This is a genomic window from Streptomyces mayteni (assembly GCF_054783955.1).
Map to the genome: position 1 here is coordinate 1 of NZ_BAAGPR010000141.1, position 16,637 is coordinate 16,637.

Consider the following 16,637-nt stretch of genomic DNA (forward strand, 5'->3'; position numbering starts at 1 on the left):
GCCTCCCGCTCGGCCTCGCGCGCCGCCTCGGGCAGCTCCTCCTCGAGCACCTTCGCCGCGGCCTCGATGGCCTCGGTCGGGTCGTCGCCGCGCTCGCGCGCCGCGCGGGCGGTCAGCCGCTCGGCCTCCTCGCGCAGCTCGGTCGCGCGCTCCTTGGCCCGCTCCAGCTCGCGGCCCAGCCTGGCGGCCTCGCGCTCGGCGTGCGTCACCGCGCCCATCGCGGCCTCGGCCTGGACCTCGGTCAGCGAACGGGCGCCGATGATCTCCGCCACGTCCTCTTCGAACAGGTCGCCGCGGCCGATGATGTGGCGCGAGGCGTCGACGCCCGCGTCCTCCATCAGCCGGAAGATGGTGCGCCGCTGGTGCGGCAGCGCCAGCGAGACGACGGTGCCGGAGCGGCCGGCCCGCGCGGTGCGCCCCGAGCGGTGCAGGTAGTCCTTGTGGTCGGCTGCCGGGTCCACGTTGAGCACCACGTCGATGCCGTCGACGTGGATGCCGCGGGCGGCGACGTCGGTGGCGACCAGCACGCTGTTGTGGCCGTCCTTGAAGTCGGCCAGCGTGCGGGTACGGGCGCCCTGGGTCATCCCGCCGTGCAGCGCGTCGGCCTTGACCCCGGCCTCGCGCAGCTGCCCGGCCACCCGGTCGGCGCCGAGCTGGGTGCGGACGAAGACGATGGTGCGGCCCTCGCCCGCCGTGATGGCGGCGGTCAGCGGGGCCTTGTCGCGCGGCTTCACGATCAGCACGTGGTGCTTCATGGTGGTCACCGCGCCCTGCGCCGCGTCCACCTCGTGGCTGACCGGCTCCACCAGGTAGCGCTTGACGAGGGTGTCGATCTCGTTTTCGAGGGTGGCGGAGAACAGCATCCGCTGCCCGCCGGGCGGCACCTGGTCGAGCAGCTCGGTGACCTCAGGCAGGAAGCCCAGGTCGGCCATCTGGTCGGCCTCGTCGAGGACGGCGATCTCGACGTCGTCGAGCGAGCAGGCGCCGCGCGCGATCACGTCGCGCAGCCGGCCGGGCGTGGCGACCAGGATGTCGACGCCGCGCTCCAGCGCGTAGATCTGGTTGCCCATCGAGGTGCCGCCGCAGACCACCTTGAGCCGCAGCCCGAGCACGTCGCCGTAGGGCTCGAGCGCGTCGGCGACCTGCATGGCCAGCTCGCGGGTCGGGGTCAGGATCACGGCGCGCGGGTGCTTGGCGCGGGTGCGGCCGTCGGCCAGCCTGGCCAGGGTGGGCAGACCGAAGCTGAGCGTCTTGCCCGAGCCGGTGCGGCCGCGGCCGAGGATGTCCCGGCCGATCAGCGCGTCGGGAATGGTGGCGGCCTGGATGGGGAAGGGGGTGGTGACGCCGTTCTCGGCGAGCTTGCGGACGATCGCCGGCGGCAGGCCGAGGTCGGCGAAGGTCGTGGTCGGCTCGTCGTCAAGCGGTAGCACAGCTTCGGGCGTGGTCACGGACATGCGAAGTGAGAACCTTCCGGAGTTCGGGTGTCGGCACGCGCCTTAGCTCCGTAGGTGCTCTGGACCGCCTGGATGCGGTCAGCCACGGCTAGACGAGGAACGCGCCACTCGGCGCGCTACGTGGGGCGCCGGGGAAGTGGGATCAAACGATCTACAAGCATACGCACGCCACGGCCCGCCACGCAAACGGATCAGCCACCGCCCCCTGGCGCGGGCGGCGAGGGCTCGGGGGTCGGCTCCGACGTCGGGGGCTCGGGGCTGGGCTCCGGCTCCGGCTCGGGCCGCGGCTCCTCGGTGGTGGGCTCGGGCTCCGGCTCGGCGGTCGGCGGCTCACCAGGCGTCGCGGGCCTGGGCTGGGGGCGCGGCGCCGGCGCCTCCTCCCGCTCCGGGGTGTGGTCGGCCGACGCCCCGCTCGGCTCGGCCGCCTCCCGCTCGCCGCCCGGCTCCGCGGGGGCCGCCGGCGGGCCCTTGGCCCCGTCCGCCGCCTCCGCCACCGGCTCCTCGGGCTCCGCCCTCGGCTCGGCCGGCCGCGCGTCGCCCCCGGCACCGTCCGCCGACGGGTCCGCCGCCTCCCGCTCCGCCCCCTGCCCGTGCTCCCCGTCGGGCCCGGTGGCGTCCGAGGTGTGCCCGACCTCGGCGGGTTCGTGGGTTCGCTCGGAGTCGGCGGTGACACAGCCGACGAGCACGGCGGTCAGCGCGGCGGTCAGACCGGCGACGGGGACGAGACGGCGCACGTTCGGGAAACCTTTCGGCAGGGACGGGCGGAGCGGGTCGGCGTTCCCCCCTTCAACTCCCGCACCACTGCCGAGGACACGCCAGAACGTTCGTCCCGCTCCGGGACGCCGGCACCCGGCCCGGGAACGGAGGGTGCCCCTCTCGGCCGGCATCCCGGACAATGGGTGGTGTGCTGGAGATGACGCGCGACGCCTTCGAGACACTCGTCAGTGACGCCCTCGACCGGATCCCACCCGAGCTGACGCGCCTCATGGACAACGTCGCCGTCTTCGTCGAGGACGAGCCACCGGTCGGCGAACCGGAGCTGCTCGGCCTCTACGAGGGCGTCCCCCTCACCGAGCGCGGCGAGTGGTACGCCGGGGCCCTGCCGGACCGGATCTCGGTGTACATGGGCCCCACACTGCGGCTGTGCGAGACGCCGGACGAGGTCGTCCACGAGGTCGCCACCACCGTCATCCACGAGGTCGCCCACCACTTCGGCATCGCGGACGAACGCCTCCACGAGCTCGGCTGGGGATGACCCGAGCCACGAGGCCCGCGCCGTAGTAGGATCAGCACGTCCCAACCGGCCCCCATCGTCTAGCGGCCTAGGACGCCGCCCTTTCAAGGCGGTAGCGCGGGTTCGAATCCCGTTGGGGGTACCTCGTGGTCCCGGCCTGACCAGCAGCTGTCTGGTCGGGCCTTCCTCATTTCAACCCGCTGCCCGAACGGCGGCCACACCACTGTCCTGGAACGCGGTTACGTTTCCCGCACGGCAGGCGTCAGGGAACGACACCGCAGCGATGGCACGGTTTGACTCATCGCCCCCACCGTTGGCCTCGGCCGTGGCGGGGGCGCTTCGTCGTTGGCGGCCGAGACGGGGGGAGTTCACGCCAGCGGGCGAGTCACGCGCTGTTATGCCCCGTTGACAGGAACCGCCCCATCGGAGGATTGTCCGCAAAGAGCTGCAACCCAGTCGACAGGAGGACGTCCGATGGCACTACGGTTCATGGGAATCGACCCCGCCACCAACGGCGACCAATGCCCTACCGCATGGGTGGATGACCCGACCGCTGACATCGTGCTGCAGGGGTGGAAGGCTGACGAGGCCACTGAGGCCGAGTGCCTGGAGACCGGCAAGATTCCCGACACCGAGGCCATCATCCGGATCCCCGCCCGCATGGTGCCGATCCTCAGGGAGGCGTGCGATGCCGCAGAAGCAGCCGCTGCCAAGCTTCACCGAGCAGCTAGCTGAGTGCCGCGCCACGGCCGTTCACCTCGAGATGCGGGACGTCTACGGCATCGAGGACGAGGCCGAGGAATTCGCCAGCTGGCGGGCGAGTGGTGGCGGGATGGATCCTGCGTGGGCTGAAGCGCGTCGTGGCTGGCTGGACACCGTGCGAGGAGCGGTTGCCCGTGGGGTGATCATGCGGCGCGCGCGAATCGTCTCCGAGCCCGTGACCGACTACATCCGGTACGAGCACGCCGGGACTCCGTTGAACATCCAGGCCGGCGAGGAGGTCCGCTGGCTGCCCAGGCGGCGGGCGTCGGACATCGCCTTGCCGGGGAACGACTTCTGGTTGTTCGACAACCGCCTGGTCCGCTTCAACCACTTCACCGGCGACGGCGCGAGCGCCGGCCCCGAGGTGGCCGACGACCCGGCCGTCGTCAAGCTTTGCGCCGAGGCGTTCGAGGCGGTATGGGAACGAGCCGCCCCTCACGCCGACTTCAGCGTCTGATCGCCCGCCCGCCGAGCAGCCGCCCGTGCCCGCATCGTCGTCGTCCAGCGTCCAGGAGGCCCGCAGAGCTCTCGCGAAACGCCTGCGGGAGATACGACTCGACGCTGGCCTGACCGGTCGCGAGGTGGCTGCTCGATGCGGCTGGCACCCCGCGAAGACCACGCGACTGGAGCGCGCCCAAGCCGCGCCGTCCGACGCGGACATCCGCGCCTGGTGCAAGGCATGCGGCGCCGAAGCACGCCTCCCCGATCTGATCGCTGCCTCACGAGACGTGGACTCGATGTACATCGAGTGGCGCCGACTGCAACGCGGTGGCCTTCGGCGTCTCCAAGAATCCCGCGTCCCGCTCTACGAGCGCACCAGGCTGTTTCGCACCTACTCTTCCCAGGTCTTCCCTGGCCTGCTCCAGACCCCGGAATACGCGGCCGCCCTGCTGGCGTCGATCTCCGAGTTCCATGGCACTCCGGATGACGTGGCCGAAGCCGTCGAAGCGCGGATGGCCCGCTCGGACATCATCCGGCGGGGGCGACAGCGCTTCGTCATCCTCATCGAGGAGTCGGTCCTGCGGTACCAGCTCGGCGACTCTGCCGTCATGGCTGGCCAACTCGGCGCGCTGCTGTCAGCCATGGCACTGCCCGCGGTCTCACTGGGCATCGTGCCGTTCTCCGCACGGTCGCGAGCGATGTGGGTGACCGAGGCGTTCTCCATGTTCGACGACCAGCGAGTCCATGTCGAACTCCTCACCGCGCAGGTAACCGTGACGGCACCCGGCGAGGTCGAGCTGTACGTCCGGGCGCACGCGCGCTTCCTGGAGCTGGCCGTCCGCGGTGACGAGGCCCGGCGCCTCATCACCGCTGCGATTGACGCCCTCGGGTGAAGAACCGCAATCTTCCGCAACTTCGTAGCGGCTGATCTCCGCCTCTCCCTACGGTCGTGGCGACGCGCTTCCCCTGCTCGGCAAGGAGCGACATGCCCGATGTCTCAGCGCCCTCACCTGAGCCGCCCACCGCCCCTGACTCCGATGACGTCACCGTTGTGACCGGCCTGGAGCAGGCGGTTGATCTCGCGGAGCCGGTCACGTGCCTGTACTGCCACCTGGGCATCGTGTCCGACGACGACCACGCCACCAACTGCCCCTGGCGCCCCGGAAAGGCGGCTGGGTGAGCGTCGAGACCCCAGGGACGAGGACCCGTTGGGCGCGGCACCCGCTGATGGGCCAGCTGGTTACCGACCCCGCCACGGGCAAGGTCGGTCGGCTGGACGGCGTGCTGGAGTTCGTCGCGAACAGCTCCGGCCGGGTCGTCGCGGCCGAGGCGTACGTCCGGCCGGTCGACGGCAGCGGCTGGGAGTGGACGGCCCGCCCCGATCTCCTGGTGGCGGTGACCGATGGCCCGTGAGTGCGCGCGCCACCGCCGCCCACGCCGCGACCCGGTCGGCGTGGCCCTGCTCCTACTGGCCGGCTGGGTCACCGGGTGGCTGTCGGCGGTTCTGGTCCCGGTGGTTCTCCGATGACCGGCGCCGACCGGATACCCGCGCACCCGCAGGAGCAGCTACGCCCCCGGCTCGCGCCGTACCTCAGCACCGAGTGCGAGGTGGCGGACGGGTGCCTGACCGCCGGAGAGGGCGCCTGCGCCGTCGTGATACTCCATGCCTACCGGCTGCACCGCGGCTGCTCGGGCACCTGCCCCTACACCGGCAGGCCGTGCACCTGCCCCTGCCATGGCCCCTGACCCCCTGCCAGGCCCGTGCTGCTGTCCGGGCCGCGGGGACGGCTTGCCCCTCATAGCCCTCGGGGGCGGGCGCTCCGGCCGCCGCTGTGCACGCTGGGCGGCGGCCGGAGCCCAGACTCCCGCACCGGTGCTCACGCCTCGCGAGCAGTCGCACCGGAGCGGGTTGCACCACTCCAACCACCCATGAAGGGATCGAGAGTGAGCACAGCAACCGTAGCGCCGCGCAGCGGGCGTGAACTCGTGGATGACGCCGAGTTCGCCGACGTCGTCGCCACCGTTCTGGACAACAACCCGGGCATGAAGCAGCTGCTCGCCGAACGCATCGTCAGCCAGGCGCTCGCGTTCGTCGCCACCGCGGCGGCCGGCGCCGCCGGCATCGCGCCGAGCCGGGTCGTCGACGAGGGCTGGCACGCCCTGGTCCTCGACACCCAGCTGTACGAGCGGCTGTGTGACCGGCTCGGTGACTATGTCCACCACCAGCCGGAGCGCCCCGGCGCGGCCGGCTACAACCCGGCCTGGCTGGTGCGCACCCGCGAGGCCATCGCCCAGGCCGGGTTCGAGGTGGACCCTGATCTGTGGTCTGGTCCGGACGACGACACGATCAGTGTGGCCGCGCCGGCGCAGCACACGCCGGTGCCGGGGCCGAACTGCGCGCCGATCGTGACCCAGCCCAGGCCCAAGCCCAGCACCCCGAAAACGACGACCGGTACTGTCTGACGTACCACGACAGACTGAAGGGGGCAGGATGAGCTCTCAGGCTGCGGACCGTCCGGAGGAAGGTCCAGAGGACGACGGGGAATCCACGGGTTGGACCGATCCACGGTATGCCGACGTGGTCGCCGGGCTCGATGCCGCGCGGCTGGCGTCGCCGCGTCGTGACGGGTCAGGGTTCCGGGGGTTCGTGTTCGAGCTGCCGGAGGATCGCCGGCCCCCGACGGCCTGAACGCCCCCACTGCGCCCCGCCGCTGGCCCTCCGGCCGCGGTGCGCCAGATGTTGACGGGCGAGTCGCCGACGTCGTAGCCCAGGTCCGTCAGGTCCTGCTGCTTGCGGCTGAGCAGCCCGTAGTAGTCGTCGCGGGCCTCGTCCATGCTCTGGAAGGTCCGGGTGGCTTGGCGCCCGGCCTCGCGGGTGTGGAAGTCCTCGACGTAGGCGCGGATGTCCTCCTCCACGCCGGCCGTCAGCGGAAAGGCCTTGTCGTAGACCTTGATGGTGGAGCCGAGCCGGTCCATCGGCGGTATCGCGTTCAGCTGCTCGATGACGCTCTCGAAATCCCGGTTGGCCTGGTCCTCCTCCCGGTCCACCGCCACGTCGAGGCCGCAGACGCCCTCGATGGCCTCGGTGTGGGCCTCCAGCGTGTCCTCCGCCTCGCCGTGCACCTGGCGCAGCACCCGCGAGATGCCGTCCAGGTCGGCCGCGCCGAGCTTCTCCTGGGTCTCCGCCAGGTGTCGTTCGGCGTTGGCGTAGATGGCCCGTCCGGCGTGGTCGCCGGCGTCCCGCTCGGTCTGGTCGGCGTTGCGAGCCGTGTCGGCGGTGCCCTCGGCCTCGGCGGCGCCGTCGCGGAACGTGGTGGCGAGGACCTCGATCGCGTCCAGCTGGGTATCGGCGCTGAACTCCTGCCGCAGCTTCCACGGGTCCTTGCCGGCCGCCGCGACGACCTCCTGGTTGGTGATGGTGATGGCGGCCACGCTCGTCCCCCGTCTCTCAGATGCCGTCGGCTATCTGTCGCGCCTCGTCGCTGAGTTGGACCTGGCCGACCGCCAACGCGGCCAGCGCGTCCATGTCATCGCCGAGAGCGGCGGCGCCAGTGGCGCCCTCGGCGAGGTCGGTGCGGTCCTCGCCCGCCCGCTGGGCGGCCTTGGCGCGCTCGGCGGCGGTCCGGCCGAGCGCGGCGGTGAAGCCGGCGGCGCCGGCTCCGCCGAACTGGCCGGCGGTGGGCGACACCTGACCGACGCGCCGAGCCAGGGACTCGGCCGCCTCGGCGGTGTCGTGGTGCAGCCCTGCGCCGACCCGGAACTGCTCAGGCAGGTAATGCGTCGAGTCGTCGTCACTCATCACGTCCTCCTCCTCACGCGCCCAGCACGCCACGCCGGGCGCCGGCCGCGCCCGGCGTCGTGCGCCAGGCGCGGGCCGACTCGTTGGCCAGCCGGCGGCTGGCGGCCTCCCGCATCGCCAACTGCCGCGCCATCGTGGCGCGTCGCGACAGGTTCGCGTCGGCCCGCCGGATCAGCCCGATCCTGGTCGGGCCCTCGGGCCGGATCAGGCTGGGCGGGAGCACCCCTCCGTACAACCCGCCCAGCCGGCCGAGGCCCACGCCGGCGGCCGGCGGCCCCGGGCCGAGGCCGGTCCCCGCGAACCGCTGCCCCGAGGTGGTCGGCTCGCCGAAGGGCGCGCCGGTGATCGGGTCCACCCAGCGCGACGTGCCGGGGTCGTACTCGCGGCCGGTGACCGGGTCGACCAGGTGTCCGGTGCCGGGGCTGCGCACCCACCCCTCGAAGTCGCCGGCCTCGGGGCCGAGGACGCTGAGCCTCTCGGGGGCGAGGACGTCGACGCCCCCCTCGGGCGCCGGCACGGCGCCGACCGGGTCCCCTTCCCCGGGCCGCGCCACGTCCCGGTGGCGGCCGCGCTCCGGCGCCGGCGGGGCGGTGTCGCCGGTCACCCGGCCGAAGTCCCCGTCGAGCGTCCGCACCACCGTCACCGCCTCGGCCGTCAGCCACGCCCGCTCGCCCCTCCGCAGCGTGCGCTCACCGGCGGACGGCACGCCCTCGTCCCCGCTCTCCGCCACCTCCGCGTACGCGACCCGCAGCGCCAGCGTCCGCTCGATGGCGCGGGCCGCCGCCTCCGCGGCGGCGGCGAGCCGGCGGGCGGCGCGGGCGGCCATCGCGCCCGCGTCCCCCGCCCAGCCGGCGTGGCCGCGCATCCGGTCGGCGAGCTCGGCGAGCCCCTCGCCCCGCTCGGCGCCGATGTCGGCCGCGGCCCCGGCCAGCCGGTCGTGCTCGGCCGTGCCGGCGCCGGCCACCGCGTCCCAGGCGCCGGCCGCGGCGTGCAGGCGCAGGTGGTCGACGGCGAGGACGCGGGCGATGACCTGGTGGAAGTCCGCGTCCATGCTCATCGCGGCGCCCCCGCCCCGCCGCCCCCGGCGGTGTGGCCGGTGAGCTCGGCGATCCACGCCACCTCGGTGGCGATGTGCCGGATGTCCGCCACCGCGGCGCCGGCGCCGGCCAGCTCGCTCAGCAGGCTCTCGGCCGAGGCGGCGATCGCCGCCTCGGCCCGCGCCCCGCCGGGGAAGTCACCGAAGAGCCCCGCCGCCCCGCCGGCCACCCCGGCGCACGCGTGCCGCATGGCGCCGAGCCGGTCGCTCTCCCCGGCGTACCGCGCGGCGCGCCGCGCGGCGCCGGGGTCCAGGATCCGCTCCCCCGTCGTGTCCACGGGTCAGCGACCACCCATGGCGGCCCTGACCATCGCCTCGCCGCCCGCGTTGCCGATCGCCTGGACCTGGCCCACCGCCTGGTTCTGGGCCAGCACGCTCTCGTCGAAGCCGGCGGACTGGCGCTGGAACTCCTGGTTGCGCTCCTCGAGCGCCTGGCCGATGCTCGCGTCCACCTGGCCCTGCTCGATCAGCCCGAGCAGCTGCTGACGCACGTTGTTCCAGATGTCCTCGTACTCCTGCCGCTGGTTGAGGGTCCCCGTCTGGATGTCCTGGAGGCTCCCGTCCCTGAACCGGATCAGCTCCGTGTTACCGCTCATGTTTCCGCTCTCCTCCGCTCTACCTGGTACTGGTGCTGTCCGTGGGTCAGATGCCGCGCGCGACGGCCATGTCGACGCCGGTGCCGGGGTCGCCGACGCTGGTCACCTGCACGCGGGACAGGGCGGCCTGCGCCTCGGCGTCGGTCTCGCGACCGGCGTTGGCCGTCAGGCCCAGGTCCTGGGAGAGGCCGTCGAGGGCGGTCGCCAGGGCCTGCCCGGCGCGGTTCAGGTCGTCGTAGGTGGACATCGCGGTGGTGGTCCCCGCGCCCTGGTAGGCGTCGCCGATGCTGCCGCTGAAGGCGCCGATCCTCGTGGACACGGCCTCCATGTCGCTGTAGGCCTGGTTGATGATGCCCATCACCCGGTCGACCTCTTCCGGTGCGAGCTTGACCTCTTCGCTCATCGCGTGACTCCCCGTTTCGCGGTGCGTGACCTCTCGGCTCCGGCGGTGCCGCAGCCGCTGTGACGAGGCTGGCCGGCGCGGCGGGTGTCCGGCAACGGAATCCGCCCGTCCCGGACAGTCCCGGACAACCGGACGGCGTCCGTGCAGGTCGGAGGGGGTGCGGCGATCGCGTCCCGGCGTTCGGCCCGGCATTACCTCGCGCGTAATCGACGCGTCCCGCCCCGCACGGGAGGCTCGAGGCATCCCGGAGAGCCCGGGACCCACCCCGTGAGGAGCCCACGATGAGCCCCCCGCAGACCGAGTACGCGACCGTCGTCCAGCGCTACTTCGCCGCCTGGAACGCCGGCACGCCCGAGGAGCGCGAGCTGGCCGTGGCCGCCGCGTTCACCGAGGACGTCACCTACACCGACCCGCTGGCCGACGTCCGGGGCCGGGACGCGCTGGCCGCCCTGATCGGCGGCGTCCGGCAGCGGTTCCCCGGCTTCGAGTTCCGGGTGACCGGCACGCCGGACGGACACCACGGCCTGGTCCGCTTCACCTGGGACCTGGTGGCCCCGGCCGACGGCTCGGCGCCGGTCGCCGGGTTCGACGTCGCCGCCCTGGACGACGCCGGCCGGATCAGGGCCGTCAGCGGCTTTCTCGACCGGGTGCCGCCGCAGGCGTGACGGCGGCGGGCTCCGCGACCAACTCCGGGAGGGCGAGGGCCGTCTCCCGGTCCGCGGGGAGGAAGGTCTCCACGGCGAGCTCGGAGACGGTCACGTCGAGCGGCGTGTTGAACGTGGTGACGGTGGACAGGAAGGACAGCCGCCGGCCCGCCACCGCGATCCGCATCGGCAGCGCGTACCCGGCCGCCCCACCCGCGGCAGGCGCGGCAGGGGCGGCAGGCGGCGCCGGGTAGCCGGCGACCTCCTCGTACACCGCCCGCAGCGCAGGCGACGAGCGCAGCGCCAGGTGGTGGCGCACCCGCCCCAGCAGGTGGTCGCGCCACTCGGCCAGGTTCTCGATCCGCGGCGCGAGGCCCCGGGGGTGCAGGGTGATCCGCAGCGCGTTCAGCGGCGGGCGCAGCAGCTCCTCGTCGACGCCGGCCAGCAGCGCCCGCACCCCGGCGTTGGCGGCCACCACGTCGTGGGTGCCGTCGAGCACGAGCGCGGGATTCGGCTCGTACGCCACAAGCAGCCGGTCGAGTTCGGCCCGGAGCGGGGCCATGGCCGCGTCGCGCAGCGGCGTCTCGGGGTAGGCGGGGGCGTGGCCGGCCGCCACCAGCAGGGTGTTGCGTTCCCGGACCGGCACGTCGAGGTGGTCGGCGAGCCGCAGCACCATGGCCTGGCTCGGCCGGGCCCGGCCGGTCTCCAGGAAGCTGAGGTGGCGGGCCGAGCTGTCGGCCCGCAGCGCCAGCTCAAGCTGGCTGAGCCCGCGCCGCCGGCGCCAGTCCCGCAGCAGGGCGCCGAAGGGGACGTCCGGCGTAACGGGTGCGACCGGGGCGATGCTCATACGCGGACCCTAGCCGTCCGCGCCAGGGGCGCCAGGCCCACCAGGACCCCTTCCCTGAAAGCCATGCCCATGACATTCTTGCGACGCGCGTAGACAGCGCCGTTACGCGCGCCCGCACGCATTCGCATCAGGAAGAGGTCTCCCGCATGCGCGTTCGTCCCCTCCTCGCCGCCCTCGCCCTCGCCGGCGCCGCGCTCACCGCGGCCCCCGCCACCGCCTCGGCGGCGCCGGCCACCCCGGCCGCCTCGGCCGCCCCGGCGTCGACCGTCGCCCCGCTCGCGACGAAGATCAGCCACTCCCAGGCCACCTCGATGTTCTCCTCGGTCGGCATCACCTGGTCGTCCTCGGGCGGCTGTTCCAACCGCAACGTCCCGACCTGCACCTCGTTCGACCAGCTCAACCTCGCCACCGCGCAGGGCGCCCAGACCCTGCGGCGGGCCAGCGGCTGCGCCCTCAACATCACCGGCGGCACCGAGACCGGCCACGCCAGCGGCACCTACAGCCACTGGAACGGCTACAAGCTGGACTACGCGCTCAACAGCTGCGTCAACTCGTACGTCACCAACAACTTCGCCTTCATCGGCTACCGCGGCGACGGCGCAGCCCAGTACCAGTCGGGCTCCGGCAACATCTACGCCCGCGAGGGCAACCACTGGGACGTCACCTACTACAACTGCGGCGGCTGCTGAGCCCGCCCACACCCGGTGCGGCGGGCCGCCGCCCGCCGCACCACGGGGAGCCTGACCGGCGGATAAACGCGATGAGAGGCCCGCTTTCCGCGTGATACGCTGCTCCAGCGACATCACCCCGCCGGTCGGGGGTCGCGACAAGCCGGGTCCTGTGGAGCAGTTTGGAGTGCTCGCCACCCTGTCAAGGTGGAGGCCGCGGGTTCAAATCCCGTCAGGACCGCTTCGGCTGGGTAGCTCAGTTGGTACGAGCGATCGCCTGAAAAGCGATAGGTCGCCGGTTCGACCCCGGCCCCAGCCACCTTCCTTGAACGTCACGAAGAGCCCCGCGGATCGTCTCCGCCGGGGCTCTTTTCCGTGCCCGCCTTCGACGCGGCCCGGCGTGCGCCCGGGCGGCGGTGGCGCAGGGCCCAGAAGACCGCGCAGGAGACCAGCACCCAGCCGGCCAGCACCAGGTACGGCTGGAGGTGCTGGTGCCCGGGGAAGTAGATCGCGGTGTGCTGCGCGTTGACCGAGGCGCCGGGCGGGAGCCAGCGGCCGATGACGCCGAGGGCGGTCGGCAGCAGCGGCCAGGAGACGGCGCCGCCCGACGAGGGGTTGCCCAGCATCACCATCAGGCCCCAGGTGGGCAGCAGCGCCCAGCGGCCGAAGAGGGTGTTGAACATCGCGTAGACCATGCCTGAGGTGAACATGGTGAGCGCCAGGATCCCCCACGACTGCGCCACCGGCATCTCGAGCGCCCCCAGCCACCAGTCCACGACCGCCACGATGGCGAGCGCGCCGAGCGACGCGTAGCCCACCACGAAGGCCACCCGCTCCGCCGGCCCGAGCGCCGGCACGTTGACGGCGAGTTGGACGGTGCCGAGGAAGCCCATGATCACCGCGGCGATGGTGATGTAGAAGACCGCGAGACCGCGCGGGTCGCCGGACTGCAAGGGCTTGATGTCCCTGACCGCGATCTTCACGCCGGCCGCCTTGGCGGCCTGCGGCGCCTGCCTGGCCAGCAGTTCGGCGACGGTGGCGCCGGCGGCGCTGGCCACGTCCATCTGGACGCGGCGGTCCTCGCCGCGGAGGATCGCGAAGACCGACTGCGCCTCGACCGCGTCCACAGCCTGTGGATAGTCGGCGTACCGGTGGATGTCGAGGTCGGCCCCGAGCCCGCGCTCCAGCTCGTCGACGAAGTCGCGGGTCTGGGACGGCAGGTGGCCGACCACCGCCACCGGGACGTGTCGCGGCGTCGGGTTGGCCAGCGCGTAGGTGTAGCAGCCGGCGAAGGCCGCGGCCGAGGCGGCGACGAGCAGCGACACCACGACGGCGGCGAAGTACGGCGTGCGCCGGAAGGCGCGCCAGCGCCCGCCGAGCCCCCGGGTCAGCCGGGGCCACCGCGTCGCCCCTGTCGCCCCTGTCGCGCCTGTCGCGCCTGTCACGCGGCCACGATATGCCCGAAGCCCCCGCGAAGCGGGGCATATGGCGCGAAGCGGGCGACGTGAGCGACGCCACTCCCGACGCGGGAAACGGCTCGCCGCCGGCAGGGCCGAGGTGAGACGCTTGGGTGCGTATGTCTACGCACCCCGCCTCCCTCTCAGCCCTCGCCGACCGGCTGCCCGGGCTCACCCTCCGCGACGAGCGCCGGCTCGGCCGCCGCCTCGAAGGCGCGCGCCGCGTCCGCAAGCCCGCCGCGCAGCAGGCCGTGCTCGCCGAGATCGCCGAGGCCCTCGACGCAGCCGAGTCGTTCGTCGAGGCGCGCCGCGCCGCCGTGCCCGCCATCAGCTATCCGGAACAACTGCCGGTAAGCCAGAAGAAGGACGAGATCCTCGCCGCGATACGCGACCACCAGGTGGTGATCGTCGCCGGCGAGACGGGCTCGGGCAAGACGACCCAGATCCCGAAGATCTGTCTGGAGCTCGGCCGCGGCGTCCGCGGCCTGATCGGCCACACCCAGCCGCGCCGGCTCGCCGCCCGCACCGTCGCCCAGCGCGTCGCCGACGAGCTGCGCACCCCGCTCGGCGAGGCCGTCGGCTTCAAGGTCCGCTTCACCGACCAGGCCAGGGACGACACCCTGGTCAAGCTGATGACGGACGGCATCCTGCTGGCCGAGGTCCAGCACGACCGCGAGCTGCGCCAGTACGACACGATCATCATCGACGAGGCCCACGAGCGCAGCCTCAACATCGACTTCCTGCTCGGCTACCTCGCCCAACTCCTGCCAAGGCGGCCCGACCTGAAGGTCGTCATCACCTCGGCCACCATCGACCCCGAGCGGTTCGCCAGGCACTTCGCGGACGCGGCGGGCGAGCCGGCGCCGATCATCGAGGTGTCGGGCCGCACCTACCCGGTGGAGGTCCGCTACCGGCCGCTCCTCGAGGAGGAGAGCGAGGCGCCCGACCGCGACCAGGTGACGGCGATCTGCGACGCGGTGGACGAGCTCCAGGCCGAGGGCCCTGGCGACATCCTGGTGTTCCTCTCCGGCGAGCGCGAGATCCGGGACACGGCGGACGCGCTGGAGAAGCGGCGGCTGCGGCACACCGAGGTGCTGCCGCTCTTCGCCCGCCTCTCGCACGGCGAGCAGCAGCGGGTGTTCCAGCCACATCCCGGCCGCCGGGTGGTGCTGGCCACCAACGTCGCCGAGACCTCGCTCACGGTGCCCGGCATCAAGTACGTGATCGACCCGGGCACGGCCAGGATCTCCCGCTACAGCCACCGCACCAAGGTGCAGCGGCTGCCGATCGAGCCCGTCTCGCAGGCCAGCGCCAACCAACGCAAGGGCCGCTGCGGCCGCACCAGCGACGGCATCTGCGTCCGGCTCTACGCCGAGGAGGACTTCCTCTCCCGCCCCGAGTTCACGGACGCCGAGATCCTGCGCACCAACCTGGCCTCCGTCATCCTCCAGATGAACGCGGCCGGCCTGGGCGAGATCGAGCGCTTCCCCTTCATCGACCCGCCCGACCACCGCTCGATCAAGGCGGGCGTGCAGCTGCTCGAGGAGCTCGGCGCGCTGGCCGACACCAGGCTGACCGACACGGGCCGGAAGCTGGCCCAGCTGCCGGTCGACCCGCGGCTGGCCCGGATGGTGCTGGAGGCCGGCCGCAACGGCTGCGGCCGCGAGGTGATGGTGATCGCCGCCGCGCTCTCCATCCAGGACCCGCGGGAGCGGCCGAGCGACAAGCAGCAGCAGGCGGACGCCAGGCACCAGCGGTTCCGGGAGGGCCCGGCCGAGGAGTCCGACTTCCTGGCGCTGCTCAACCTCTGGGAGTACGTGCGCGAGCAGCAACGCGCGCTCTCCTCCTCGGCGTTCCGCCGGATGTGCCGCACCGAATTCCTCAACTACCTGCGGATACGCGAGTGGCAGGACATCTACGCGCAGCTGCGGCAGGTCGGCCGCTCGCTCGGCGTGGAAGTGAAGGAGGGCGGCGAGCAGTCGCCTGATCCGGTGCGCGTCCACCAGTCGCTGCTGGCGGGCCTGTTGTCGCACCTGGGCCTGAAGGACACCGAGAAGCACGAGTATCTGGGCGCCCGGGGCGCCAAGTTCGCCGTCTTCCCCGGCTCGGCGCTGTTCAGGAAGCCGCCGCGCTGGGTGATGTCGGCCGAGCTGGTGGAGACGTCCAGGCTGTGGGCCCGGGTCAACGCGCGGATCGAGCCGGAGTGGATCGAGCCGCTGGCCCAGCACCTGGTGAAGCACACCTACAGCGAGCCGCACTGGGAGCAGAAGCAGGCGGCGGTGATGGCGTACGAGCGGGTCACGCTCTACGGCGTGCCGATCGTGGCGCAGCGCAAGGTCAACTACGGCCGGATCGACGCCGAGACCTCCCGCGACCTGTTCATCCGCAACGCGCTGGTGGAGGGCGACTGGAAGACCTCGCACCAGTTCTTCCACGACAACCGCAGGCTGCTCGCCGAGGTCGAGGAGCTGGAACACCGGGCCAGGCGGCGGGACATCCTGGTCGACGACGAGACGCTGTACGACTTCTACGAGCAGCGGGTGCCGGAGTTCGTGGTCTCCGGGGCGCACTTCGACTCCTGGTGGAAGAAGAAGCGGCGGGACGAGCCCGACCTGCTGAACTTCGAGAAGTCCATGCTCATCAACGAGCGGGCTGGTCGGGTCACCAAGGACGACTACCCGGACACCTGGCGGCAGGGCGGGCTCTCGCTGCGGGTCACCTACCAGTTCGAGCCGGGCGCCGACGCGGACGGCGTCACCGTCCATGTGCCGCTCCAGGTGCTGAACCAGATCACCGACGAGGGCTTCGACTGGCAGATCCCCGGCCTGCGCGAGCAGTTGGTCACGGAGATGATCAGGTCGCTGCCGAAGCCGATCAGGCGGCACTGTGTCCCGGCGCCCGACGTGGCACGGCGGTTCCTCGCCGAGGTGGGCCAGGAGCCGCCCGGCGAGCCGCTGCGGGTGGTGATGGCCAGGGAGCTGACCCGGCTCACCGGCGTCCGGGTCACCGCGGACGACTTCGACGAGAGCCGGATTCCCGACCATCTGCGGATCACCTTCCGCGGCGTGGACGAACGCCGTCGCCGGGCCTCCGCTGACGCGGAGGACAAGGACCTGGGGACGCTCAGGGAGCGGCTGCGGCCGCTGGCGCGGCAGGCGCTGGACCGCGCCTTCGCCGCGGAGGCTCGGGCCGCCGGGCCGAACGCCGCGAGCCCGGCCTCGGCCAGCCGCGGCGGC

21 protein-coding genes and 3 tRNA genes are annotated in these 16,637 nt (G+C 72.9%); 14 read left to right on the forward strand and 10 right to left on the reverse strand.

Annotation, left to right across the window (positions count from 1 at the left end; all coding sequences use genetic code 11):
* Both ACYVPE_RS35645 and ACYVPE_RS35650 read right to left on the reverse strand, forming a co-directional pair.
* A partial coding sequence (locus ACYVPE_RS35645; protein WP_461037963.1) for a DEAD/DEAH box helicase occupies positions 1 to 1,454 on the reverse strand: 1,454 nt, incomplete at its 3' end.
* A gap of 191 nt (positions 1,455 to 1,645) precedes the next feature.
* Entirely contained in the window at positions 1,646 to 2,188 is a 543-nt protein-coding gene (locus tag ACYVPE_RS35650; RefSeq protein WP_461037964.1) for a hypothetical protein, read from the reverse strand.
* Between the two features lie 170 nt (positions 2,189 to 2,358).
* Here ACYVPE_RS35650 and ACYVPE_RS35655 point away from each other — a divergent pair, with 170 nt between their 5' ends.
* The 9 genes from ACYVPE_RS35655 (at position 2,359) to ACYVPE_RS35695 (ending at position 6,354) form a co-directional block, all read left to right on the forward strand.
* Positions 2,359 to 2,709 (forward strand): metallopeptidase family protein, encoded by a 351-nt coding sequence (locus ACYVPE_RS35655; protein WP_461037965.1) that lies wholly within the window; start codon positions 2,359 to 2,361, stop codon positions 2,707 to 2,709.
* A 48-nt stretch (positions 2,710 to 2,757) separates the two neighbouring features.
* A tRNA-Glu gene (locus ACYVPE_RS35660) sits at positions 2,758 to 2,830 on the forward strand.
* 332 nt (positions 2,831 to 3,162) lie between these two features.
* Positions 3,163 to 3,423, forward strand: coding sequence for a hypothetical protein (locus ACYVPE_RS35665; protein WP_461037966.1), 261 nt, complete (start codon positions 3,163 to 3,165; stop codon positions 3,421 to 3,423).
* On the forward strand, positions 3,377 to 3,907 hold the full coding sequence (locus tag ACYVPE_RS35670; RefSeq protein ID WP_461037967.1) for a DUF6879 family protein: 531 nt from the start codon (positions 3,377 to 3,379) through the stop codon (positions 3,905 to 3,907). Before ACYVPE_RS35665 ends, ACYVPE_RS35670 begins: the two co-directional genes overlap by 47 nt.
* Positions 3,908 to 3,932: 25 nt before the next feature.
* The gene (locus ACYVPE_RS35675) at positions 3,933 to 4,784 is read left to right on the forward strand and encodes a helix-turn-helix domain-containing protein (RefSeq protein ID WP_461037968.1); all 852 of its coding nucleotides are present in this window, start codon (positions 3,933 to 3,935) and stop codon (positions 4,782 to 4,784) included.
* Between the two features lie 92 nt (positions 4,785 to 4,876).
* Positions 4,877 to 5,071: a hypothetical protein gene (locus ACYVPE_RS35680; protein ID WP_461037969.1), complete on the forward strand. Its 195-nt coding sequence runs from the start codon at positions 4,877 to 4,879 to the stop codon at positions 5,069 to 5,071.
* Entirely contained in the window at positions 5,068 to 5,304 is a 237-nt protein-coding gene (locus tag ACYVPE_RS35685; RefSeq protein WP_461037970.1) for a hypothetical protein, read from the forward strand. The genes ACYVPE_RS35680 and ACYVPE_RS35685 overlap by 4 nt, the downstream gene beginning before the upstream one ends.
* Positions 5,305 to 5,415: 111 nt before the next feature.
* Entirely contained in the window at positions 5,416 to 5,637 is a 222-nt protein-coding gene (locus ACYVPE_RS35690; RefSeq protein ID WP_461037971.1) for a hypothetical protein, read from the forward strand.
* Positions 5,638 to 5,835: 198 nt separating this feature from the next.
* Positions 5,836 to 6,354, forward strand: coding sequence for a hypothetical protein (locus ACYVPE_RS35695; RefSeq protein ID WP_461037972.1), 519 nt, complete (start codon positions 5,836 to 5,838; stop codon positions 6,352 to 6,354).
* 36 nt (positions 6,355 to 6,390) lie between these two features.
* On the opposite strand, the gene ACYVPE_RS35700 is transcribed toward ACYVPE_RS35695, so the two are convergent.
* From ACYVPE_RS35700 to ACYVPE_RS35725, 6 genes are read right to left on the reverse strand one after another with little or no spacing between them, the layout of a single operon-like run.
* Positions 6,391 to 7,323 (reverse strand): putative alpha/beta hydrolase, encoded by a 933-nt coding sequence (locus ACYVPE_RS35700; protein WP_461037973.1) that lies wholly within the window; start codon positions 7,321 to 7,323, stop codon positions 6,391 to 6,393.
* A 16-nt stretch (positions 7,324 to 7,339) separates the two neighbouring features.
* On the reverse strand, positions 7,340 to 7,690 hold the full coding sequence (locus tag ACYVPE_RS35705; RefSeq protein WP_461037974.1) for a hypothetical protein: 351 nt from the start codon (positions 7,688 to 7,690) through the stop codon (positions 7,340 to 7,342).
* Positions 7,691 to 7,703: 13 nt separating this feature from the next.
* Positions 7,704 to 8,747: a hypothetical protein gene (locus tag ACYVPE_RS35710; protein WP_461037975.1), complete on the reverse strand. Its 1,044-nt coding sequence runs from the start codon at positions 8,745 to 8,747 to the stop codon at positions 7,704 to 7,706.
* A complete protein-coding gene (locus ACYVPE_RS35715; protein ID WP_461037976.1) occupies positions 8,744 to 9,064 on the reverse strand; it encodes a hypothetical protein in 321 nt (106 codons plus the stop codon). Before ACYVPE_RS35715 ends, ACYVPE_RS35710 begins: the two co-directional genes overlap by 4 nt.
* 3 nt (positions 9,065 to 9,067) lie before the next feature.
* Positions 9,068 to 9,382: a hypothetical protein gene (locus tag ACYVPE_RS35720; RefSeq protein WP_461037977.1), complete on the reverse strand. Its 315-nt coding sequence runs from the start codon at positions 9,380 to 9,382 to the stop codon at positions 9,068 to 9,070.
* Between the two features lie 46 nt (positions 9,383 to 9,428).
* On the reverse strand, positions 9,429 to 9,785 hold the full coding sequence (locus ACYVPE_RS35725; RefSeq protein WP_461037978.1) for a WXG100 family type VII secretion target: 357 nt from the start codon (positions 9,783 to 9,785) through the stop codon (positions 9,429 to 9,431).
* 281 nt (positions 9,786 to 10,066) lie between these two features.
* Here ACYVPE_RS35725 and ACYVPE_RS35730 point away from each other — a divergent pair, with 281 nt between their 5' ends.
* The gene (locus ACYVPE_RS35730) at positions 10,067 to 10,450 is read left to right on the forward strand and encodes a nuclear transport factor 2 family protein (RefSeq protein ID WP_461037979.1); all 384 of its coding nucleotides are present in this window, start codon (positions 10,067 to 10,069) and stop codon (positions 10,448 to 10,450) included.
* Here ACYVPE_RS35730 and ACYVPE_RS35735 read toward each other — a convergent pair.
* Entirely contained in the window at positions 10,413 to 11,276 is an 864-nt protein-coding gene (locus ACYVPE_RS35735) for a helix-turn-helix domain-containing protein (RefSeq protein ID WP_461037980.1), read from the reverse strand. The two genes, ACYVPE_RS35730 and ACYVPE_RS35735, sit on opposite strands and share 38 nt — an antisense overlap.
* A 146-nt stretch (positions 11,277 to 11,422) precedes the next feature.
* On the opposite strand from ACYVPE_RS35735, the gene ACYVPE_RS35740 reads away from it, so the two are divergent.
* The 3 genes from ACYVPE_RS35740 (at position 11,423) to ACYVPE_RS35750 (ending at position 12,263) form a co-directional block, all read left to right on the forward strand.
* On the forward strand, positions 11,423 to 11,965 hold the full coding sequence (locus ACYVPE_RS35740; protein WP_461037981.1) for a hypothetical protein: 543 nt from the start codon (positions 11,423 to 11,425) through the stop codon (positions 11,963 to 11,965).
* Positions 11,966 to 12,110: 145 nt separating this feature from the next.
* Positions 12,111 to 12,185 (forward strand) — tRNA-Asp (locus ACYVPE_RS35745).
* 4 nt (positions 12,186 to 12,189) lie between these two features.
* Positions 12,190 to 12,263: transfer RNA gene (locus ACYVPE_RS35750), tRNA-Phe, on the forward strand.
* A gap of 13 nt (positions 12,264 to 12,276) precedes the next feature.
* Here the strand turns inward: ACYVPE_RS35750 and ACYVPE_RS35755 are convergent.
* On the reverse strand, positions 12,277 to 13,389 hold the full coding sequence (locus ACYVPE_RS35755; RefSeq protein ID WP_461037982.1) for an ABC-2 transporter permease: 1,113 nt from the start codon (positions 13,387 to 13,389) through the stop codon (positions 12,277 to 12,279).
* Between the two features lie 131 nt (positions 13,390 to 13,520).
* Here ACYVPE_RS35755 and hrpA point away from each other — a divergent pair.
* Positions 13,521 to 16,637: ATP-dependent RNA helicase HrpA (gene hrpA, locus ACYVPE_RS35760; RefSeq protein ID WP_461037983.1), on the forward strand; the 3,117-nt coding region annotated here is incomplete at its 3' end.